This is a genomic window from Micromonospora trifolii, from assembly GCF_022229005.1.
Classification (GTDB): domain Bacteria; phylum Actinomycetota; class Actinomycetes; order Mycobacteriales; family Micromonosporaceae; genus Micromonospora; species Micromonospora trifolii.
Map to the genome: position 1 here is coordinate 1 of NZ_JAKKFD010000007.1, position 15,969 is coordinate 15,969.

Sequence of the window (15,969 nt, forward strand, 5' to 3'; positions counted from 1 at the left end):
CGTGCTCGAACCAGGATGTAGGGGCCTCACCGGCGCGCCGATGCCACTACATCCTGGATATTGCGCGATCTTGAGCTCGGGGACACGCCGGAGGGGTTCCATCCGGGCGTCGTGGGCGGGGAGTCTCCTCGGCGCCGCCCATGGGGTCATCCGGCTTCTGCGGGTCCGTGCCTCCAGCTCGATCAACTCGGGTTCCTTGAAGGCGCGGTATCCCGGGCGCTGGGATACCGCGCCTTCCGTGAACCCGAGTTGATCAGCGTTCGGTTCGACTGCTGTGATGCGAATGGACTCCACAATGCGGGCTAAAGGAGTGAAGCGACTGCGGCCTGGAATCAGGGCGAAAAGGTCTCTATTGGACAAGTCGTCAAGAAACAGTCACCTCGACTTGAACGCCTCGGCTCGTCCAGTTCTGCGGGTTTCCCTGCGCCGACTCGCGTTGATCATGAAGCTATCGTCAGGCGCGGGATGGACGGCGATAACTTCATGATCAATAGCTCTGGGTGCGAAGCGGGGGTCGAGCGAAGGTGCAATTCAGGCGGCGAGTCGGGGCCTACGGACTATTGCGGGACTCGGGCCGGGTCCTGGTGGTTCGGGACGGGACGGAGGGTGAGTTTCCGGGGGTCTGGCGGTTGCCGGGCGGTGCCGTCGGGCATGCCGAGGACCCGGAGCGCGCCGTGGTCCGCGAGCTCGCTGGACAGGCTGGGCTGGCGGTCACTGTGACGCGGCTGCTCGCGGTCGTCGCCGATGTGGCCACCTACCCGGAGGACGAGGTCGCGTTGCATACCGACCGGCTGTTGTTCGACCTCAGCGCGCCCCACGACGCGCTGTCCGACGACGAACTGTCCCAGGGTGTGCGGCCGGAGAGCGCGCGGCCCGGAAGCGGGTCGGGTGAGGCGGGGGCTGGACTGATTGATCAAGCTTGCTGGCTCTCACTGGCGGAGGTGGCGCAGTTGCCGCTGACCCCGTTCACCGCCGAGGCGCTCGGCCTGCCGGTCACCCCGCTGCCGCCGGGAGCGCGCCGGTCGCGGGACCTGTTCCCGCCGCCGCACCCCGACCGTCGGCTGCGCTTCGGGGCGTACGGGCTGGTGACCGACCCTGCTGGGCGGATCCTGCTCACTCGGATCGCGGAGGGCTATCCGGGGGCCGGTCTGTGGCATCTGCCCGGCGGTGGCACCGATCACGGTGAGCAGCCGGCCACCGGGTTGCTGCGGGAGTTGGTCGAGGAGGGCGGGCAGGTGGGCCGGGTCGTGGAGCTTCTCGGCGTCAACAACCTGCACAATCCCGCTGCGATGGGCCCGGAGGGCCGGCCGCTGGACTGGCATGGCGTACGGGTGATCTATCGGGTGCTGGTGGACGTACCTACTGACGCGGTGGTCACCGAGACCGCTGGCGGGTCGACGGCGCGGGCCGGGTGGTTCACCGGAGCCGAGGCGGCTGACCTGCCGTTGAGCGACATCGCTGCCGAGGCAATCGGACAGAGTGGCCGAAAGCACTCCGCTCGGTGAGCCGACTTGGTGACCCTCCGGTACAGTCAAAGGCGGGAATGATGGAGGAAACGGGCGATGAAGCCCGGGATGGGAACAAGCGACCGGTTCGAGCGGTTTAAGCCAGATATAAGTACCGCCGGCAGCTATCGCCAAGCCATGTTCCCCTATGCGATGGTGTACTCCGCAAAACGGCTGCCGGGCCATGCAAGGTCCGGCACGAGACAGCCGGACACCCGCCACCTGGCGGTCAGCAGATCCGGTGATGGAGGAAACGTGCCGAGAGCCCCATGGCGCCGGCGTCGTACTACTGACAGTCCGCGCCCCGCAGGGCGTCGCTGGGCGGGCCGGTTGCGCCGCAGCAGCACGTTCGCCCGCCAGGTGCTGTTGGTCCGGGTCGGTCGCCGCGACGGCGACCTGCACCCGACCGACCTGGCCCCGACCGAGCACCGGTACGCCGATCGGCAGCGCCGTCGCTACGGCCTGGACCGGCTCAGCCGGCCGACACTGGGCGTGGACCCGACACTGGGCCTGGACCGGGCCGACATCGACGCGGTCATGCCGGTCAGCCCGGCGATGCCGCCGATGGCGCAGGCCGACGATGCCCGTTCGATCCCGCTGCTCCCCGGCGAGCGCACCATGGCGCGCCGGATGAAGTTCGCCCTGGTCAACGCCTGCACGCTGGCCAGCCTGATGCTCGGCATGCTCGCCATCTTCCTGGCCATGCAGGGCGAGGTGCGCATCGCGGCGCTCTGCCTGATCGCCTGCGTCGGCTTCGACGGTCTGGACGGCGCGCTGGCCCGACGGCTCGGTGTGGCCAGCCCGTTCGGCGCACAGATGGACTCACTGGCCGACATGTGCTCGTTCGGTCTCGCCGCGCCGGTCGTGGTCTACGCCTCGCTCGCCGGCTCCGTCTCCACGGCCGCGGCGGCGGTGGCGTGCGCCCTGGTCGCGGCGTGTGCCGCGGTCCGACTGGCCCGCTTCAACGTCTCGCCGAAGGACGGCCGGTTCTTCTGCGGGGTGCCCACCACCATGGCGGCTGCGGTGCTCGCCGTGACCGTGGCGATCGGCCTGCCGGTGCCCGGTGCGGTGCTGGTCGCCGGGGTGGCGCTGCTGGCCTTCGCGATGGTCTCCAGCTTCCCGTACGCCAAGCTCGCCCGCCTGGTGAAGCTGCCGCCGTGGCTCTGGTTGGCCCCGGTGATCGGCGCGCTGGTCGACATTCGGCTCACGTTCGCCCTGATCGTGGTGGGCTACCTGGTCAGCGGGCCGGTCCTCTGGCTGCGGCAGCGTCGTACCGCCTGATCTGAGCAGACAGAACGGGGCGCCGCTGACAGCGGCGCCCCGTTCCTCGTTTGCGGGGTCAGCGCCAGCGGGCGATGACCGTGGCCCCGCCGACCACCTTGTCGCCCGGCCCGACCAGCGGGTCCGCGGCATCGGCGGGCAGGTAGACGTCGGTCCGGGAGCCGAACCGGATAAGCCCGAAGCGCTCACCCTTGGCCAGCAACGCGCCGATCGGCGCGCGCTGCACGATCCGGCGGGCGATCAGCCCGGTCCGCTGCGCGACCACCACAGTGCCGCGCGCGGTGTCCAGCACTGTGTACGCGGCGACGTTGTGCTCGGCGTCCGGCTTCATCGCGTTGACGAAGCCGCCGTCGGCGACGAAGTAGTCCACCACCTTGCCGGCGACCGGGGCGCGGTTGACGTGCACGTCCAGCACCGACAGGAACACCGCGATCCGCAGCCACTCGCCGTCGCCGAAGCGCTCGTCGTGCAGCCGCTGCACCGACAGGACCTTCCCGTCCGCGCTGGCGACCACGGCGCTCGGGTCCTCCGGCACGTCCCGTTCGGGATCCCGGAAGAACGCGGCGACCGGCCCGGCGGCCAGGGCCGGTAGCAGCCACAGCTTGGACGACGGGCGCGCCACCCGGGCCAGCGCCGCGAGGCCCAGCGCGATACCCGCCGCCGCCACGCCGTTGGAGTCGATGTGCATGCCACGGGTCACCGGCACACTCGACGGCCGGTACGCGGGGGCCAGGCTGTCGGCCGTGGCCGGGCTGGCCGGGGTGAACCGCAGGCGGTAGACCCGCACCGGCGGCGAGTTGCGCAGCACCAGATCGGCGCCGACGCCGTAGAGGGCGTCCTGTCGGGCCAGCTCGGCGGCGGCACCCTCGGTCCGGCCGGGGGTGGCGACGGTCGCCACGCTCAACACCGCCCCGTCGGTGAGGTACTTGGCCAACCCCTCGACGCCGCTGCGGGTCGCCTCGGCGGTGCCGGTGAACACCTCACCGGCGATGACGACCGCGGCGGCCTCGGCTTCGGCCAGTGAGTCGACGACGCTCACCCGGTCGGCGACCCAGCGGCCCTGGGCGGTGACGTGCTCGCGAAGCGCCGCGGCGCCGAACGGCTCGGCGGGCACCACGGTGAGCCGGTCACCGGGGAGCAGCGCATCGACCGCCGCGGCCAGCACCGCGGAGTCCGGGGTCACCCCGACCAGCAGGGCGGCCTTGGCGGCGTTGATCCGGGCCAGCTCGGCGACGAGGGTACGGGCGGCTCGCTCGCCGATGCGGACCGGACCGGACCGGCCGGTGGTACGCACGGCGGGGGACTGGGTCATGTCGGGCGGGCTCCTGACGGGGGTAGAGACGGGAATCGCGGCGGGACCGCCATGGGCGGGACGGGCCGGCCGGCGGAGGCGAGATCTCCACCAGCCAGCATATGCGTCCGTCCGCGCCGGCCGCACCGCCGTGGGGATGCGGTGGACCGACGCGGACGGTGCCCGAGGTCAGGCTTCCCTGCGCGGACCCTCCCGCTCGTCACCCGGCCGGTCGCCGACGGCCTCGACCGGTTGGTCTGACCGGGTCGGCTCGTCCCCCTCGGACGAGGCCGGACGGGCGAGGTTGCCGATGGTCGCGTCCCCGTCGCCGTCGCGGGGTTGGTCGGGGATGGGCTCGGTCGGTGGCTCCGACGGCGGATGCGCCAGCCAGGCCGGGTGGATCACGTCGGTGGCCGCTGAATCCTCCGCCCGCACCTCGGTCGTCGGCGTCTCCAGCGTCCGGTTCGCGATGAGCGTCGGGTCCGAGGAGCGCATCGGGTCCGAGATGAGCGTCGGGTCGGGGGAGGGAGTGTCCCAGGTGGACCGATCGGCTTCCCAGACCGGCAGGGCCGCGCCGGAGGTCGACGTGGCGGCACCGGAGACGGGTACGCCGGAGACGGACGTGCCGGAGACGGGCGCTACCGCCTCGGCGGCTCCGGCCTCGGCAATCGGCTCCGGCGGGCTCGGTCGACCCGAGCGCAGCGCGCCGACCAGCCCGAAGACCCCGATCAGGATGAGTGCGCCGGCCAGGAACCAGCCAACCGGCGGTAGCGCGAGCCCGAGCAGTTGGGCGAGCAGCCACCAGGCGGACAGGGCCAGGAACACGAGCCCGAAGGCGAACGACACCAGATCTGTGCGGTGAGCCTTCACCGGGTCACCTCCAGGTTGCCGGCATTGACATGGATGTAGAGGCGCAGGGTCCCGCCGCCGGGCCCGTCCGCGCCGACGTCGGTGGATTCCCGCAGGCGGCCGTCCAACCCGCCGGAGCGGTTGCCGAAGACCGTGGCGTCACCCGCGTTGACGTCGGCCACTGTGGTGACGTCGACGTTCGGCGGCACGACCACTGTCGCCTTGCCGAAGTTGACGGCCACTGTCACCTGGCTGTCCCGTTTCGCGAAGTCGATCCCGCGCAGGTCGAGCACGGCGTCACCGAAGCTGTTCTCGTACCGGTCCGCCAGGTCGCGGTAGTCGGTGGGCGCCCAGGTCACCGCGCCGTCGACTCCCCGGATCCGGTCGTAGGACTCGGCGACGGTCGCCGTGCCCAGCGCCGCAGCGGTCACCAGACCGAGCGCGATGAGCCAGCGGGCCCGCCCGAACCAGGTGCCGACCAGCAACCCCAGCGCGATCGTGGCCAGAGCGGCAGCGAAGTACGCCGAGGCGCTGATGGCGAAGACGTCCAGCAGGTCGAGCAGGGCGACCAGACCGAGCACCAGGAAGATCAGGGAGAAGGTCACCGCGCCGAGTGGCGACCGCTCCTTGGGGCGCTTCGGCGGCTTCGGTGGCTTCGGCGGAGGAGGCGGGGCCGGGGCCGGCGAAGCGTACGGGCCGTGCGGCGCGAACGGGGGGCGGTAACCGGAGGGCGGTGGGGCGGTCGGATAGCCGCCCGGGGCAGCGGGTGCGCTGCTCAGCGGTGCCGACGGCCAGCCGGCGCTGGGCATCGCGACGCTCGGCCAGCCGGGCTGGGCGGCCGTCGTGCCAGCCGGTTGCCCGGACACCGGGCCGACTCCGGACACCGGCTGCGTCGCGGTGGTCGGCGGCGCGTCGTACGTCGGGATGGTGACGGTGGGCGCCGCCCCCGTCGTCGGGGTGGCGTACCCCGGAGCGGTGCTGAACATCGGCGGCGTCGCCGCTGGGCCGGTCGACGGCGCTGCGCCGTAGGGCGGCCGGGCCACCGGTGGGACGACCGAGCCGGACGGTGTGGCCGGCGGCGGGCCACCCGGGGTGCCGGGTCGTGGGTTGCGGCCGTCCCGGTTGAGCAGGAGCGCGCCGGCCACCAGGATGGCCGCGCCGAGCAGCACCGCGCGGAAGGCGTCGGTGACGATGTACGCGAAGCTGGCCGCGACAAGGATGCCCAGGACGATCACCGTCACGGGGGACATGCTGGAGCGCCCGCGTCCGAGCATGGACTCGACGGGGGACGCGGTGTCGCCCTCGTTCGGGATGATCAGCCAGGCGGCGACGTACACCAGGATGCCGATGCCCCCGAAGAACCCGAGCACCGCGAGCAGCACCCGCCAGAGCACCGGATCGGTGTTGGTGGCGCGCCCGATCGCCGCGCAGACACCGGCCAGATACCGTCCCTCGCGCGGCCGGACCAGCCCGTACCGCGAGGTGAAGCCGGTGCCGCCCAGCGGCGGTTGCGGTGCGGACGGACCGGGACCACCCGCCCCGGGTGGCGTGCCGCCCGGGCCGTAGCCGGTGCCCGCCGCGAACCCCGGGCCTGGGCCGTAGTCCGCCGTGGGCGGCGCGTAGCGGTCGGCCGGCTCGCCGGGTGCGGTGCCGGCGGTCGCGTCGGTGCCGGCGTGCGGACCGAAGGTGCTGGGCTCGGTCCAGTCGGTGGGCGTGGTGGTGGGCGGGGGCGGTGCTGAACCGCCCGGCTGTGCCGACCCCGGTCGGGGCGGCGGGGCAGCTTCCTCGGTCATGCTTCGATCCTGCTGCCCGGTCCACCCGAACGACCTCAGGACCCGACCCTGACCCCACCCTGAGATCCGGGGGCCGGAATGTCGGGGGCGTCCCCGTGGTCGCGGACGCCGCAGCGTGTGACGATCGAGTCACCGACCTCGACCTGTCCGCAACAGTGACCAGGGAGCCTCCGATCAGCATCGTGACCCCGCCCCCGCGCCTCTACCGCGCCCCGGAGCACCGGATGGCCGCCGGCGTCGCCGCCGGTATCGCCGACCATCTCGGCATCTCGGTGCTGCGGGTGCGCGTCGCGTTCATGGTCCTGCTCGGGCTGAGCGGGCTCGGCCTGCTGCTCTACGCGGCCTTCTGGGCGGTGGTGCCGCTGCGTCCCGGCGACACGGCGGTGCCGCCCCGGCGGGACGTCGCCCAACTCCTGCCGTTCGTGGGGATCGGGCTGGGTGTCCTGCTGATCCAGGTGATGGTCTTCGACTCGGTCGGCGCTGCGGGCACCGCCGGTTGGCTGGTGGCCATCATCGCGGTCGGCGCCGGGGTCATCTGGCACCAGTCCGCGCCCGAGCGGCGGCGACAGTGGGGCGAGGCGATGCCGGTGCCCTGGCTCGGCGCTGTCGTCGAGGAGAGCGACAGGCGGGCCTTCGTGCTCCGGTTCATCGGCGGGGGAGTGCTGGTCGCGGTCGGCATCATCGGCGTCGCGGCCGTCTACTCGCCGGCACAGAACTTCGACGCGGTGATCAATGGCGTGATCTTCGCGTTGGTCGGGTTGGCCGGCGTCGGTGTTGTCGCCGCGCCGGTCCTCTGGCGGACGTACAGCCAGCTCCGCTCGGAGCGCGAGGGGCGCATCCGCGAGCAGGAGCGGGCCGAGTTGGCCGCGATGGTGCACGACCAGGTGCTGCACACGTTGGCCCTGATCCAGCGCAACGCCGGTGACGTCAAGACCGTGCAGCGGCTGGCCCGGGGGCAGGAGCGTTCGCTGCGCAACTGGCTCTACAAGCCGACGGCTTCGCCGAGCGAGCGCTTCGCCGCCGCGCTGGAACAGGCCGCGGCCGAGGTCGAGGACACCTTCGCGATCAGCGTGGAGACGGTGGTGGTGGGTGACCGGGAGACCGACGAGAAGGTCGGCGCACTGGTCGCGGCCGCGCGGGAGGCGTTGGTGAACGCCGCCCGGCACGCCGGCGTGCAGACCGTGTCGCTCTACGCCGAGGTGGAACCGGATCAGGTCAGTGTCTTCGTCCGGGACCGGGGGAAGGGCTTCGATCCGGATACCGTGGAGGACCACCGGCACGGCGTACGCGGCTCGATCATCGGGCGGATGAAGCGGCACGGCGGACGGGCCGAAATACGGTCCGGCCCGGGGGAGGGGACCGAGGTCCGGTTGATCCTGCCGATCTCCCGGGACTCGTCCGCAGCGGAGAGGAACAGATGACCATGGCCGAGCAGTCGACCGAGCACCTCGACCCGGCGGATGCCCGCCCCGAGCGGCTGCGGGTGTTCCTGGTGGACGACCACGCCATGTTCCGAGCCGGGGTGCGCGCGGAGTTGGGCGCCCACGTCGAGGTGGTGGGCGAGGCGAGCACTGTGGCCGAGGCGGTCACCCGGATCGCCGCCGTCGGCCCGGACGTGGTGCTGCTCGACGTGCACATGCCCGACGGCGGCGGTCGCGCGGTGCTGGAGGCGATGCGGCGTACGCACCCGCAGGTCAAGTTCCTCGCGTTGAGCGTCTCCGACGCGGCGGAGGACGTGATCGGGCTGATCCGCGCCGGTGCCCGCGGGTACGTCACCAAGACCATCTCCCCGGACGAGTTGGCTGCCGCGATCCGTCGCGTGGCCGACGGGGACGCGGTGTTCAGCCCACGGCTGGCCGGGTTCGTGTTGGACGCCTTCGCGGCCCGGCCGGACGCGCCGGTGGCAGACCCGGAGCTGGACCAGCTCACCAACCGTGAGCGGGAGGTGCTGCGGCTGCTGGCCCGGGGGTACGCGTACAAGGAGATCGCCAAGGAGCTGTTCATCTCCATCAAGACGGTGGAGACGCACGTGTCGAACGTGCTGCGCAAGCTTCAGATGTCCAATCGCTACGAACTCTCCCGCTGGGCGGCGGATCGCCGGCTCGTGTGACGGTGCGTCGCCACCGGTGAGGATCAGAGAAACGTCCGGCGCGCCCTCGTACACCCAGCCTGTGATCGTGTCCGGGTAGCCGTAGGGGCCCTCATCCGGATGGGTCGAAACATGAGTGGTGACGGACGTCCCACCGGGCTCGGGTGACCTCGGGGCTTGCGCACGGGCCGAGGCCGGCTCTCTGGGTGGCGCAACGTATTTCCTGGTCAGTGACGCCCACGTCGGGCGTTTTATGATCATTTTTCAAGTATCGGCAACGCGGCGGGCAACTAACGGCTTGATAACGGCACCTTCACGGAAGAGGCCAGTGGGTGTCACAGTGGCAGCACCTCACCATCGGTGTGTGGCACTCCGTACGCCCCACGACCACGATTCTGCCGATCTCGGCGGCCCGTGGCTGTGTCGATTGCGTCGTGTCAGGCCTCGTTGGTGGGGAGCCCGGCGGATCGGAACATCAGGGGTGTCCCCAACTTCCCTGTGGTCCCGGCGACCCGCGCCCCCGGGGTGGTCGGGCGGTGTCACCCCCAAACGTGCGTGAAACCCACGACGGAACCTGGTTAGAAAGAGGAGGCCCCTCGGAATGAGAGTCTCGAAGCGGGCGACGAGCGCGATCGCGCTCAGCGCGGCTGCCGCGCTTGTCGCGAGCGGTTGCTCGAGCGGTGACGGCGACGGCGACGCTGCCGCCAGCAAGGACGGCTCGATCGTTGTCCACGGTGTCCAGCCGGAGAACCCGCTGGTCCCGTCGAACACCACGGAGACCGGCGGTGGCAAGATCATCGACTGGCTCTTCACTGGCCTGGTCGAGTACCCGAACGACGGTGGGGCCCCGCGTAACGCGCTTGCGGAGTCCATCAACACCACGGACTCCAAGGTCTTCACGATCAAGATCAAGGCCGGTACCAAGTTCCACGACGGTACCGAGGTCAAGTCGAAGAACTTCGTCGACGCCTGGAACTGGGCCGCCTACTCGCCGAACGGCGCGCAGAACGGCACCTTCTTCGCGGACATCGCGGGCTTCGACAAGACCTACACCTCGGACCCGGATGGCCCGGACGGCCCGCAGAAGGCCCCGGCGCCGACGGCTGAGAAGCTGTCCGGCCTGAAGATCATCGACGACCAGACCTTCGAGGTCACCCTCGCCGCCCCGACCGCGGTCTTCCCGACCAAGCTCGGCTACAGCGCCTTCATGCCGCTGCCGGACGTGTTCTTCACCATGAAGCCGGAAGAGTTCGGCCGCAAGCCGATCGCCAACGGCCCGGTGAAGTTCGTGTCGTGGGAGGACAACTCCCTCATCAAGCTGACGCGCTTCGACGACTACAACCTTCGCGACAAGATGAAGGTCAAGGACGTCGACGTCAAGCTGTACCAGGACGACAACGCGGCCTACGCCGATCTGCTGGCCAACAACCTCGACTTCATGGAGGTTGTCCCCACCTCGGCGCTCGCCGGTGACAAGTGGAAGACCGACCTCGGTGACCGGGGCCGCTCGACCGTCACGCCGTCGACCGCGTTCATCGCGTTCCCGATCTACGACAAGCGCTTCCAGAACCCGAAGCTGCGTCGCGCCGTGTCGCTGGCGGTCAACCGGCAGGAGATCTCTGACAAGATCTTCTTCGGCACCCGCAAGCCGGCCGACAGCTGGGCGAACCCGCTGACCCCGGGCGCCAAGCCGGGCAACTGCACCGCCTGCAAGTTCGACCCGGCCACGGCCAAGACGCTGCTCGCCGAGGCCGGTGGCTTCAGCGGTGAGATGGTCTTCTACTACAACGCGGACTCCGCCCACAAGGACTGGATGGACGCCGTCGCGCAGCAGGTCAAGACCAACCTCAACATCAACGCCCGGGCCGAGGGTGTGCCGACCTTCGCGGTGTTCCGCCAGAACATCAACGCCCACAAGATGACCGGCCCGTACCGTGCTGCCTGGCAGCAGGACTACCCGGACGTCGAGAACTGGGTCAACCCGCTGTTCGTCACCAACGGCTCCTCGAACGACGGCCTCTACAGCAGCACCGAGGTCGACGCCCTTGCCAAGCAGGCCAGCGGCGCTCCGAGCCTGGAGGCCTCGCACGAGGCGTTCGCCAAGGCGGTCGAGAAGGTCGACCAGGACGTTCCGAGCATCCCGGTCTACTTCTACGGTCAGCAGTCCGGCCACTCGGAGAAGATCAAGAAGCTTGAGCTGAACAACGTCGGCGAGATCGACATCACCTCGGTCGAGCTCTGATCCGAACGGTCTGACCCCGGGTCGGGCTCGCCACATCCGGTGAGCCCGACCCGGGGCCGTTCCGCGATTGGGTGTTACAACACTCCACTCGCACGTTGTCACCACCGTGTCGGCCGTCCGACGCGCCCCCTGTCTGGAGGACCACCCCATGGGCCGTTATCTGTTGAGACGGCTGCTCCAACTCGTGCCTGTCTTCATCGGTACGACGTTCCTGATCTACTGGCTCGTCTGGGCCGTTCCGGGCGATCCGTTCGCCGGCAAGTGCGGTGAGCGTCGCTGCCCGGACCAGTACATCGCCTTCATGACCGAGAAGTACCACCTCGACCAGAACGTCTTCGTGCAGTACGCCAACTACATGAAGAACCTGCTCCAGGGCGACTTCGGTCAGACGTTCTCGCAGCGCGAGATCAGCGACATCATCCTGACTTCGTACCCGAACACCCTGAAGCTGGCCGTCGTGGCGCTCGCCATCGAGGCCGTGATCGGCCTCGGCGCCGGCGTGCTGAGCGGTCTGCGGCGCAACGGCTTCCTGGACAACCTGGTGCTGGTCTCCACCCTCTTCCTGATCGCGCTGCCGGTCTTCGTGGTCGGCTTCGTGCTGCAGTGGCTGCTGGGTGTGCAGTGGGGCATCATCAAGCCGACCGTCTCCTCCGAGATGCGGTGGTCCGAGCTGATCGTGCCCGGCTTCGTGCTCGGCAGTGCGTCAGTGGCCTACATCGCCCGGGTGGCGAGAACGAGCATCGCGGAGAACCGTCGCGCTGACTACGTGCGTACCGCCATCGCCAAGGGCCTGCCCATGCGCCGGGTGGTGGGTGTGCATCTGCTGCGCAACTCGCTCATCCCGGTGGTGACCCTGCTCGGCACCGACCTCGGCGCCCTGATGGGTGGCGCGATCGTCACCGAGGGAATCTTCGGCATCAACGGAATCGGCCGCCAGGTCTTCCGGGCGATCATCACCAAGGAAAGCGCCACGGTGGTAGGCATCGTGGTCGTCCTGGTGCTGGTCTATCTCGTGATGAACCTGCTGGTTGACCTGCTCTACGCCGCCCTGGACCCGAGGATCCGTTATGAGTGACCCGAGTACCGCATCGGTCGTCAGCACCCCTGGCGCACACCCCACCGACTCCGCCGCTCCCGCCACCGCGGGCCAGCCGCAGAGCAACGACAAGCCGCGCGGCCTGCTCGGCGACGCGTGGCGGGACCTGCGACGCAAGCCGCTGTTCTGGATCTCGGCCACGCTGATCGTGATCTTCCTGTTGATGGCGGCCTTCCCGGCGCTGTTCGCCCCGGGCGACGCGGTCAACGGCTCGCTGTCCCGCAGCCTCGACAAGCCGTCCGCCAATGGCTGGTTCGGCTACGACGTGCAGGGTCGTGACGTCTACGCCCGGGTCATCTACGGCGCACGGGCCTCCATCGTGGTCGCCGTGCTCTCCGTAATGGGCACCCTGCTCATCGGTGGAACCATGGGCATCATCTCCGGTTACCGCGGTGGCTGGGTGGACGCGCTGCTCAGCCGGATCGCCGACGTCTTCTTCGGTCTGCCGTTCGTGCTCGGCGCGATCGTCATCCTGACCACCTTCAACGGGTCGGGCGCCGGCAACAGCAAGGCCCAGATCATGGGCCTGGTGACCGCCTCCCTGATCGTGCTGAGCTGGCCGGTCGTGATGCGGCTGATGCGCTCCTCGGTGCTCGCCACCAAGGAGGCCGACTACATCGTGGCGGCCCGCGCGCTGGGTGCCGGCACCGGCCGGATCATCCTCAAGCACCTGCTGCCGAACTGCCTGGCCCCGCTGCTGGTCTACGGCACGATCATGGTCGGCTCGTTCATCGGCGCCGAGGCCACCCTGTCGTTCCTGGGCGTTGGTCTGAAGTCGCCGGTGGTGTCCTGGGGCATCATGATCAGTGATGGGCAGCAGTTCGTCCGGGTCGCGCCGGGGCTGGTGTTCTTCCCCGCCGCGTTCCTCGTCACCGCAGTGCTGAGCTTCGTGATGCTCGGTGAGTCGGTCCGCGAGGCCCTCGATCCGAAACTCCGCTAGGGGAGATCCAGTTGTCCGACATTCTCGTGTCCGAGCAGTCAGCGCCGGGACCCGGCGGATCCGGGCGTCCCTCCGGCCGCCTGCTCGAGGTCGACGACCTGCGGGTGGAGTTCCGCACCCGGGACGGCGTCGCAAAGGTCATCAACGGGGTCACGTACCACGTCGACGCGGGGGAGACCCTCGCCGTGCTCGGCGAGTCCGGCTCCGGTAAGAGCGTCACCGCGCAGACCATCATGGGCATCCTCGACACGCCGCCCGGCTTCGTGACCGGTGGGCAGGTCCGCTTCCACGGCAAGGACATGCTCCGCATGTCCGACGAGGAGCGCCGCCGCATTCGCGGCGAGGGCATCGCGATGATCTTCCAGGACGCGCTCTCCGCGCTGAACCCCGTCTTCACCGTCGGGTTCCAGATCGCAGAGCAGTTCCGGGTCCGGCGGGGCATGGGCCGCGCGGAGGCCAAGAAGCGCGCGATCGACATGCTCGACCAGGTCAAGATCCCGAACGCCAAGGGCCGGTTCAACAACTACCCGCACCAGTTCTCCGGCGGTATGCGGCAGCGCGCGATGATCGCGATGTCGCTGGCGCTCGACCCTGAGGTGCTGATCGCGGACGAGCCGACCACCGCCCTCGACGTGACGGTGCAGGCCCAGATCATGGACCTGTTGGCCGAGCTTCAGCGCGAGCGGCAGATGGGCATGATCCTGATCACCCACGACCTCGGCGTGGTCGCCGACGTCGCGGACCGGATCGCTGTCATGTACGCGGGCCGGATCGTCGAGGAAGCCGACGTGTACGAGCTGTACGCCAAGCCGGCGCACCCGTACACGCTGGGTCTGATCGACTCGATCCCGCGTCTCGACGAGAAGGGGCAGCAGCTCCGGACGATCAAGGGCCTCCCGCCGAACCTGATGAACATCCCGCCGGGCTGCCCGTTCAACCCGCGGTGCCCGATGGCTCAGCCGGTGTGCCGGGAGAAGGTCCCGCCGCTGCTGCAGGTCGGCCCCGCCCGGGCCAGCGCCTGCCACTTCGCCGAGGAGCTGGTGAACCGTGTCTGAGAACATCCTCGAGGTCAATGACCTGGTCAAGCACTACCCCGTCACCCAGGGTGTGGTGTTCAAGAAGACCGTCGGCCAGGTCAAGGCGGTCGACGGGGTCTCGTTCGGACTGCGCGCCGGTGAGACGCTCGGTGTGGTCGGCGAGTCCGGCTGCGGCAAGTCGACGCTCGCCCGGGTGCTGATGAACCTGGAGAAGCCGACCGCAGGCAACGTGGTCTACAAGGGCCAGGACATCTCCAAGCTGTCCGGTGGGGCGCTGCGGCGTCTGCGCCGGCAGATCCAGCTGGTCATGCAGGACCCGTACACCTCGCTGAACCCGCGGATGACCGTCGGTGACCTGCTCGGTGAGCCGTTCGAGATCCACCCGGAGGTGGCGCCGAAGGGCAGCCGTCGGGCCAAGGTCCGCGAGCTGCTCGACCTGGTCGGGCTCAACCCGGAGCACATCAACAGGTACCCGCACCAGTTCTCCGGCGGTCAGCGTCAGCGCATCGGCATCGCCCGCGCGCTCGCGCTGCGGCCCGAGATCATCGTCTGCGACGAGCCGGTGTCGGCGCTGGATGTCTCCATCCAGGCCCAGGTCATGAACCTGCTGGAGCAGTTGCAGAGCGAGTTCGGCCTCTCGTACGTCTTCATCGCGCACGACCTGTCGGTGGTCCGCCACCTCTCGGACCGGGTCGCTGTGATGTACCTCGGCAAGATCGTCGAGATCGGCACCGAGGACGAGATCTACGAGCGACCGACCCACCCGTACACCCAGGCACTGCTCTCCGCGGTGCCGGTGCCGGACCCGACCCAGCGGAACAACAAGACGATCATCCGGCTCACGGGTGACGTGCCGTCGCCGATCAGCCCGCCCTCGGGCTGCCGGTTCCGGACCCGCTGCTGGAAGGCGCAGGACGTCTGCGCCGAGCAGGTCCCGCTGCTGGAGATCCGTCGGGACTCGGACCACCCGAGCGCCTGCCACTTCGCGGAGAAGCGCGAGATCGTCGCCACCCACGAGGTGTGAGTCACCGAAACCGCCTGCCGCCGTCGCCACGACGACGGCAGGCGGTTTCGTCTGTTCCTGAGTCGGGGCCGGCCGCGCGCGCCCGGTAGCCCCCGCGGTGTCAGCAGGCCGTGTCGCCCACGGCGGGCGGGGTGGCTCACCAGGTGGCCGTGGCCCGGGTCAGCGCGGGCTGCGGCGGCTCACAACGGGCCGCGGCCCGCGCGGAGCAGCAGCAGGGCCAACTGGGTGCCGTCGGCGCCGAGCGCGACCCGGAACCGCTCCAGGATCTCCCGTTCCCGGGAGAGCACCAGGCGGGTCCCACCGGACGCCATCCGGGTCACACCGACCTCCTGGGACAACGCGGCCCGCTCCTGCCAGAGCGTGATCAACGCGTGGTCGATCTCGTCGATCCGTTCCCTGATCTGCACGATCCGCGCTGAGGCGGACGGCTCCGGGGTGCCGGTCTGCTGCTCGGCCGGCTCGGCGTCCGTACCCGCCGGTGGTGTGGCCACCGCCGGCTCAGCCCCCTGCTTGGCGGGCTGCCCCGGCCGGATCGGGCTGCCGCTCTGCTCCATCACGTCTGTCATCATCGGGTACCTCTCGCACTGTGGTGCCCGGTGCCCGGAACCTGGGACGGAAAAAGCCCCGGACTCCAGGAGCCCGGGGCTTTAGCAGGTCTGAATCGATCAGGCGCGACCTACGGCAGCCGGACTCCCGGTGCCATAGTAAAAGTAGAAGCGCGCAACGATCACGCCGTCGAGTATGCCCACGTCGTTGCCGGGTGCGCAAGCATTCCGCGTCGCGAAGGGCACCTTTCCCGCCGGTGGGCGTACGGGGTGGTGG

General features: G+C 69.9%; 12 protein-coding genes and 1 pseudogene. 9 read left to right on the forward strand and 4 right to left on the reverse strand.

Annotated elements, in window-relative coordinates; translation table 11 throughout:
* The first annotated feature begins 524 nt into the window (after nucleotides 1–524).
* Complete coding sequence (locus NIE79_RS05245) at nucleotides 525–1,505, forward strand: NUDIX hydrolase (protein ID WP_238677472.1); 981 nt, start codon at nucleotides 525–527, stop codon at nucleotides 1,503–1,505.
* Nucleotides 1,506–1,835: 330 nt separating this feature from the next.
* Nucleotides 1,836–2,786 (forward strand): CDP-alcohol phosphatidyltransferase family protein, encoded by a 951-nt coding sequence (locus NIE79_RS05250; RefSeq protein WP_238677473.1) that lies wholly within the window; start codon nucleotides 1,836–1,838, stop codon nucleotides 2,784–2,786.
* 58 nt (nucleotides 2,787–2,844) lie between these two features.
* Here NIE79_RS05250 and NIE79_RS05255 read toward each other — a convergent pair whose 3' ends face one another.
* The 3 genes and pseudogenes from NIE79_RS05255 to NIE79_RS05265 form a co-directional block, all read right to left on the reverse strand.
* Nucleotides 2,845–4,098, reverse strand: coding sequence for a phosphatidylserine decarboxylase (locus NIE79_RS05255; protein WP_238677474.1), 1,254 nt, complete (start codon nucleotides 4,096–4,098; stop codon nucleotides 2,845–2,847).
* Nucleotides 4,099–4,698: 600 nt separating this feature from the next.
* A pseudogene (locus NIE79_RS33955) lies at nucleotides 4,699–4,947 on the reverse strand (hypothetical protein); the annotation flags it as partial.
* Nucleotides 4,944–6,719, reverse strand: a complete 1,776-nt coding sequence (locus NIE79_RS05265; protein WP_238677475.1) for a PspC domain-containing protein — start codon at nucleotides 6,717–6,719, stop codon at nucleotides 4,944–4,946. The gene NIE79_RS05265 and the pseudogene NIE79_RS33955, both read right to left, overlap by 4 nt.
* Before the next feature lie 155 nt (nucleotides 6,720–6,874).
* Here NIE79_RS05265 and NIE79_RS05270 point away from each other — a divergent pair, with 155 nt between their 5' ends.
* The 7 genes from NIE79_RS05270 (at nucleotide 6,875) to NIE79_RS05300 (ending at nucleotide 15,147) form a co-directional block, all read left to right on the forward strand.
* Nucleotides 6,875–8,140 (forward strand): ATP-binding protein, encoded by a 1,266-nt coding sequence (locus NIE79_RS05270; protein ID WP_238677476.1) that lies wholly within the window; start codon nucleotides 6,875–6,877, stop codon nucleotides 8,138–8,140.
* A gap of 2 nt (nucleotides 8,141–8,142) precedes the next feature.
* The gene (locus tag NIE79_RS05275; protein ID WP_030337843.1) at nucleotides 8,143–8,829 is read left to right on the forward strand and encodes a response regulator; all 687 of its coding nucleotides are present in this window, start codon (nucleotides 8,143–8,145) and stop codon (nucleotides 8,827–8,829) included.
* Between the two features lie 580 nt (nucleotides 8,830–9,409).
* Complete coding sequence (locus tag NIE79_RS05280; RefSeq protein ID WP_238677477.1) at nucleotides 9,410–11,050, forward strand: peptide ABC transporter substrate-binding protein; 1,641 nt, start codon at nucleotides 9,410–9,412, stop codon at nucleotides 11,048–11,050.
* A 148-nt stretch (nucleotides 11,051–11,198) separates the two neighbouring features.
* Nucleotides 11,199–12,125 carry an ABC transporter permease gene (locus NIE79_RS05285; protein WP_238677478.1) on the forward strand — a complete coding sequence of 309 codons (927 nt, stop codon included), beginning with the start codon at nucleotides 11,199–11,201 and terminating at the stop codon, nucleotides 12,123–12,125.
* Complete coding sequence (locus NIE79_RS05290) at nucleotides 12,118–13,086, forward strand: ABC transporter permease (RefSeq protein WP_238677479.1); 969 nt, start codon at nucleotides 12,118–12,120, stop codon at nucleotides 13,084–13,086. Before NIE79_RS05285 ends, NIE79_RS05290 begins: the two co-directional genes overlap by 8 nt.
* Nucleotides 13,087–13,112: 26 nt before the next feature.
* A complete protein-coding gene (locus NIE79_RS05295; RefSeq protein ID WP_091406372.1) occupies nucleotides 13,113–14,141 on the forward strand; it encodes an ABC transporter ATP-binding protein in 1,029 nt (342 codons plus the stop codon).
* A complete protein-coding gene (locus NIE79_RS05300; RefSeq protein ID WP_308193137.1) occupies nucleotides 14,134–15,147 on the forward strand; it encodes an ABC transporter ATP-binding protein in 1,014 nt (337 codons plus the stop codon). Before NIE79_RS05295 ends, NIE79_RS05300 begins: the two co-directional genes overlap by 8 nt.
* Before the next feature lie 179 nt (nucleotides 15,148–15,326).
* On the opposite strand, the gene NIE79_RS05305 is transcribed toward NIE79_RS05300, so the two are convergent.
* The gene (locus NIE79_RS05305; protein ID WP_238677480.1) at nucleotides 15,327–15,716 is read right to left on the reverse strand and encodes a chorismate mutase; all 390 of its coding nucleotides are present in this window, start codon (nucleotides 15,714–15,716) and stop codon (nucleotides 15,327–15,329) included.
* Nucleotides 15,717–15,969 lie beyond the last annotated feature (253 nt).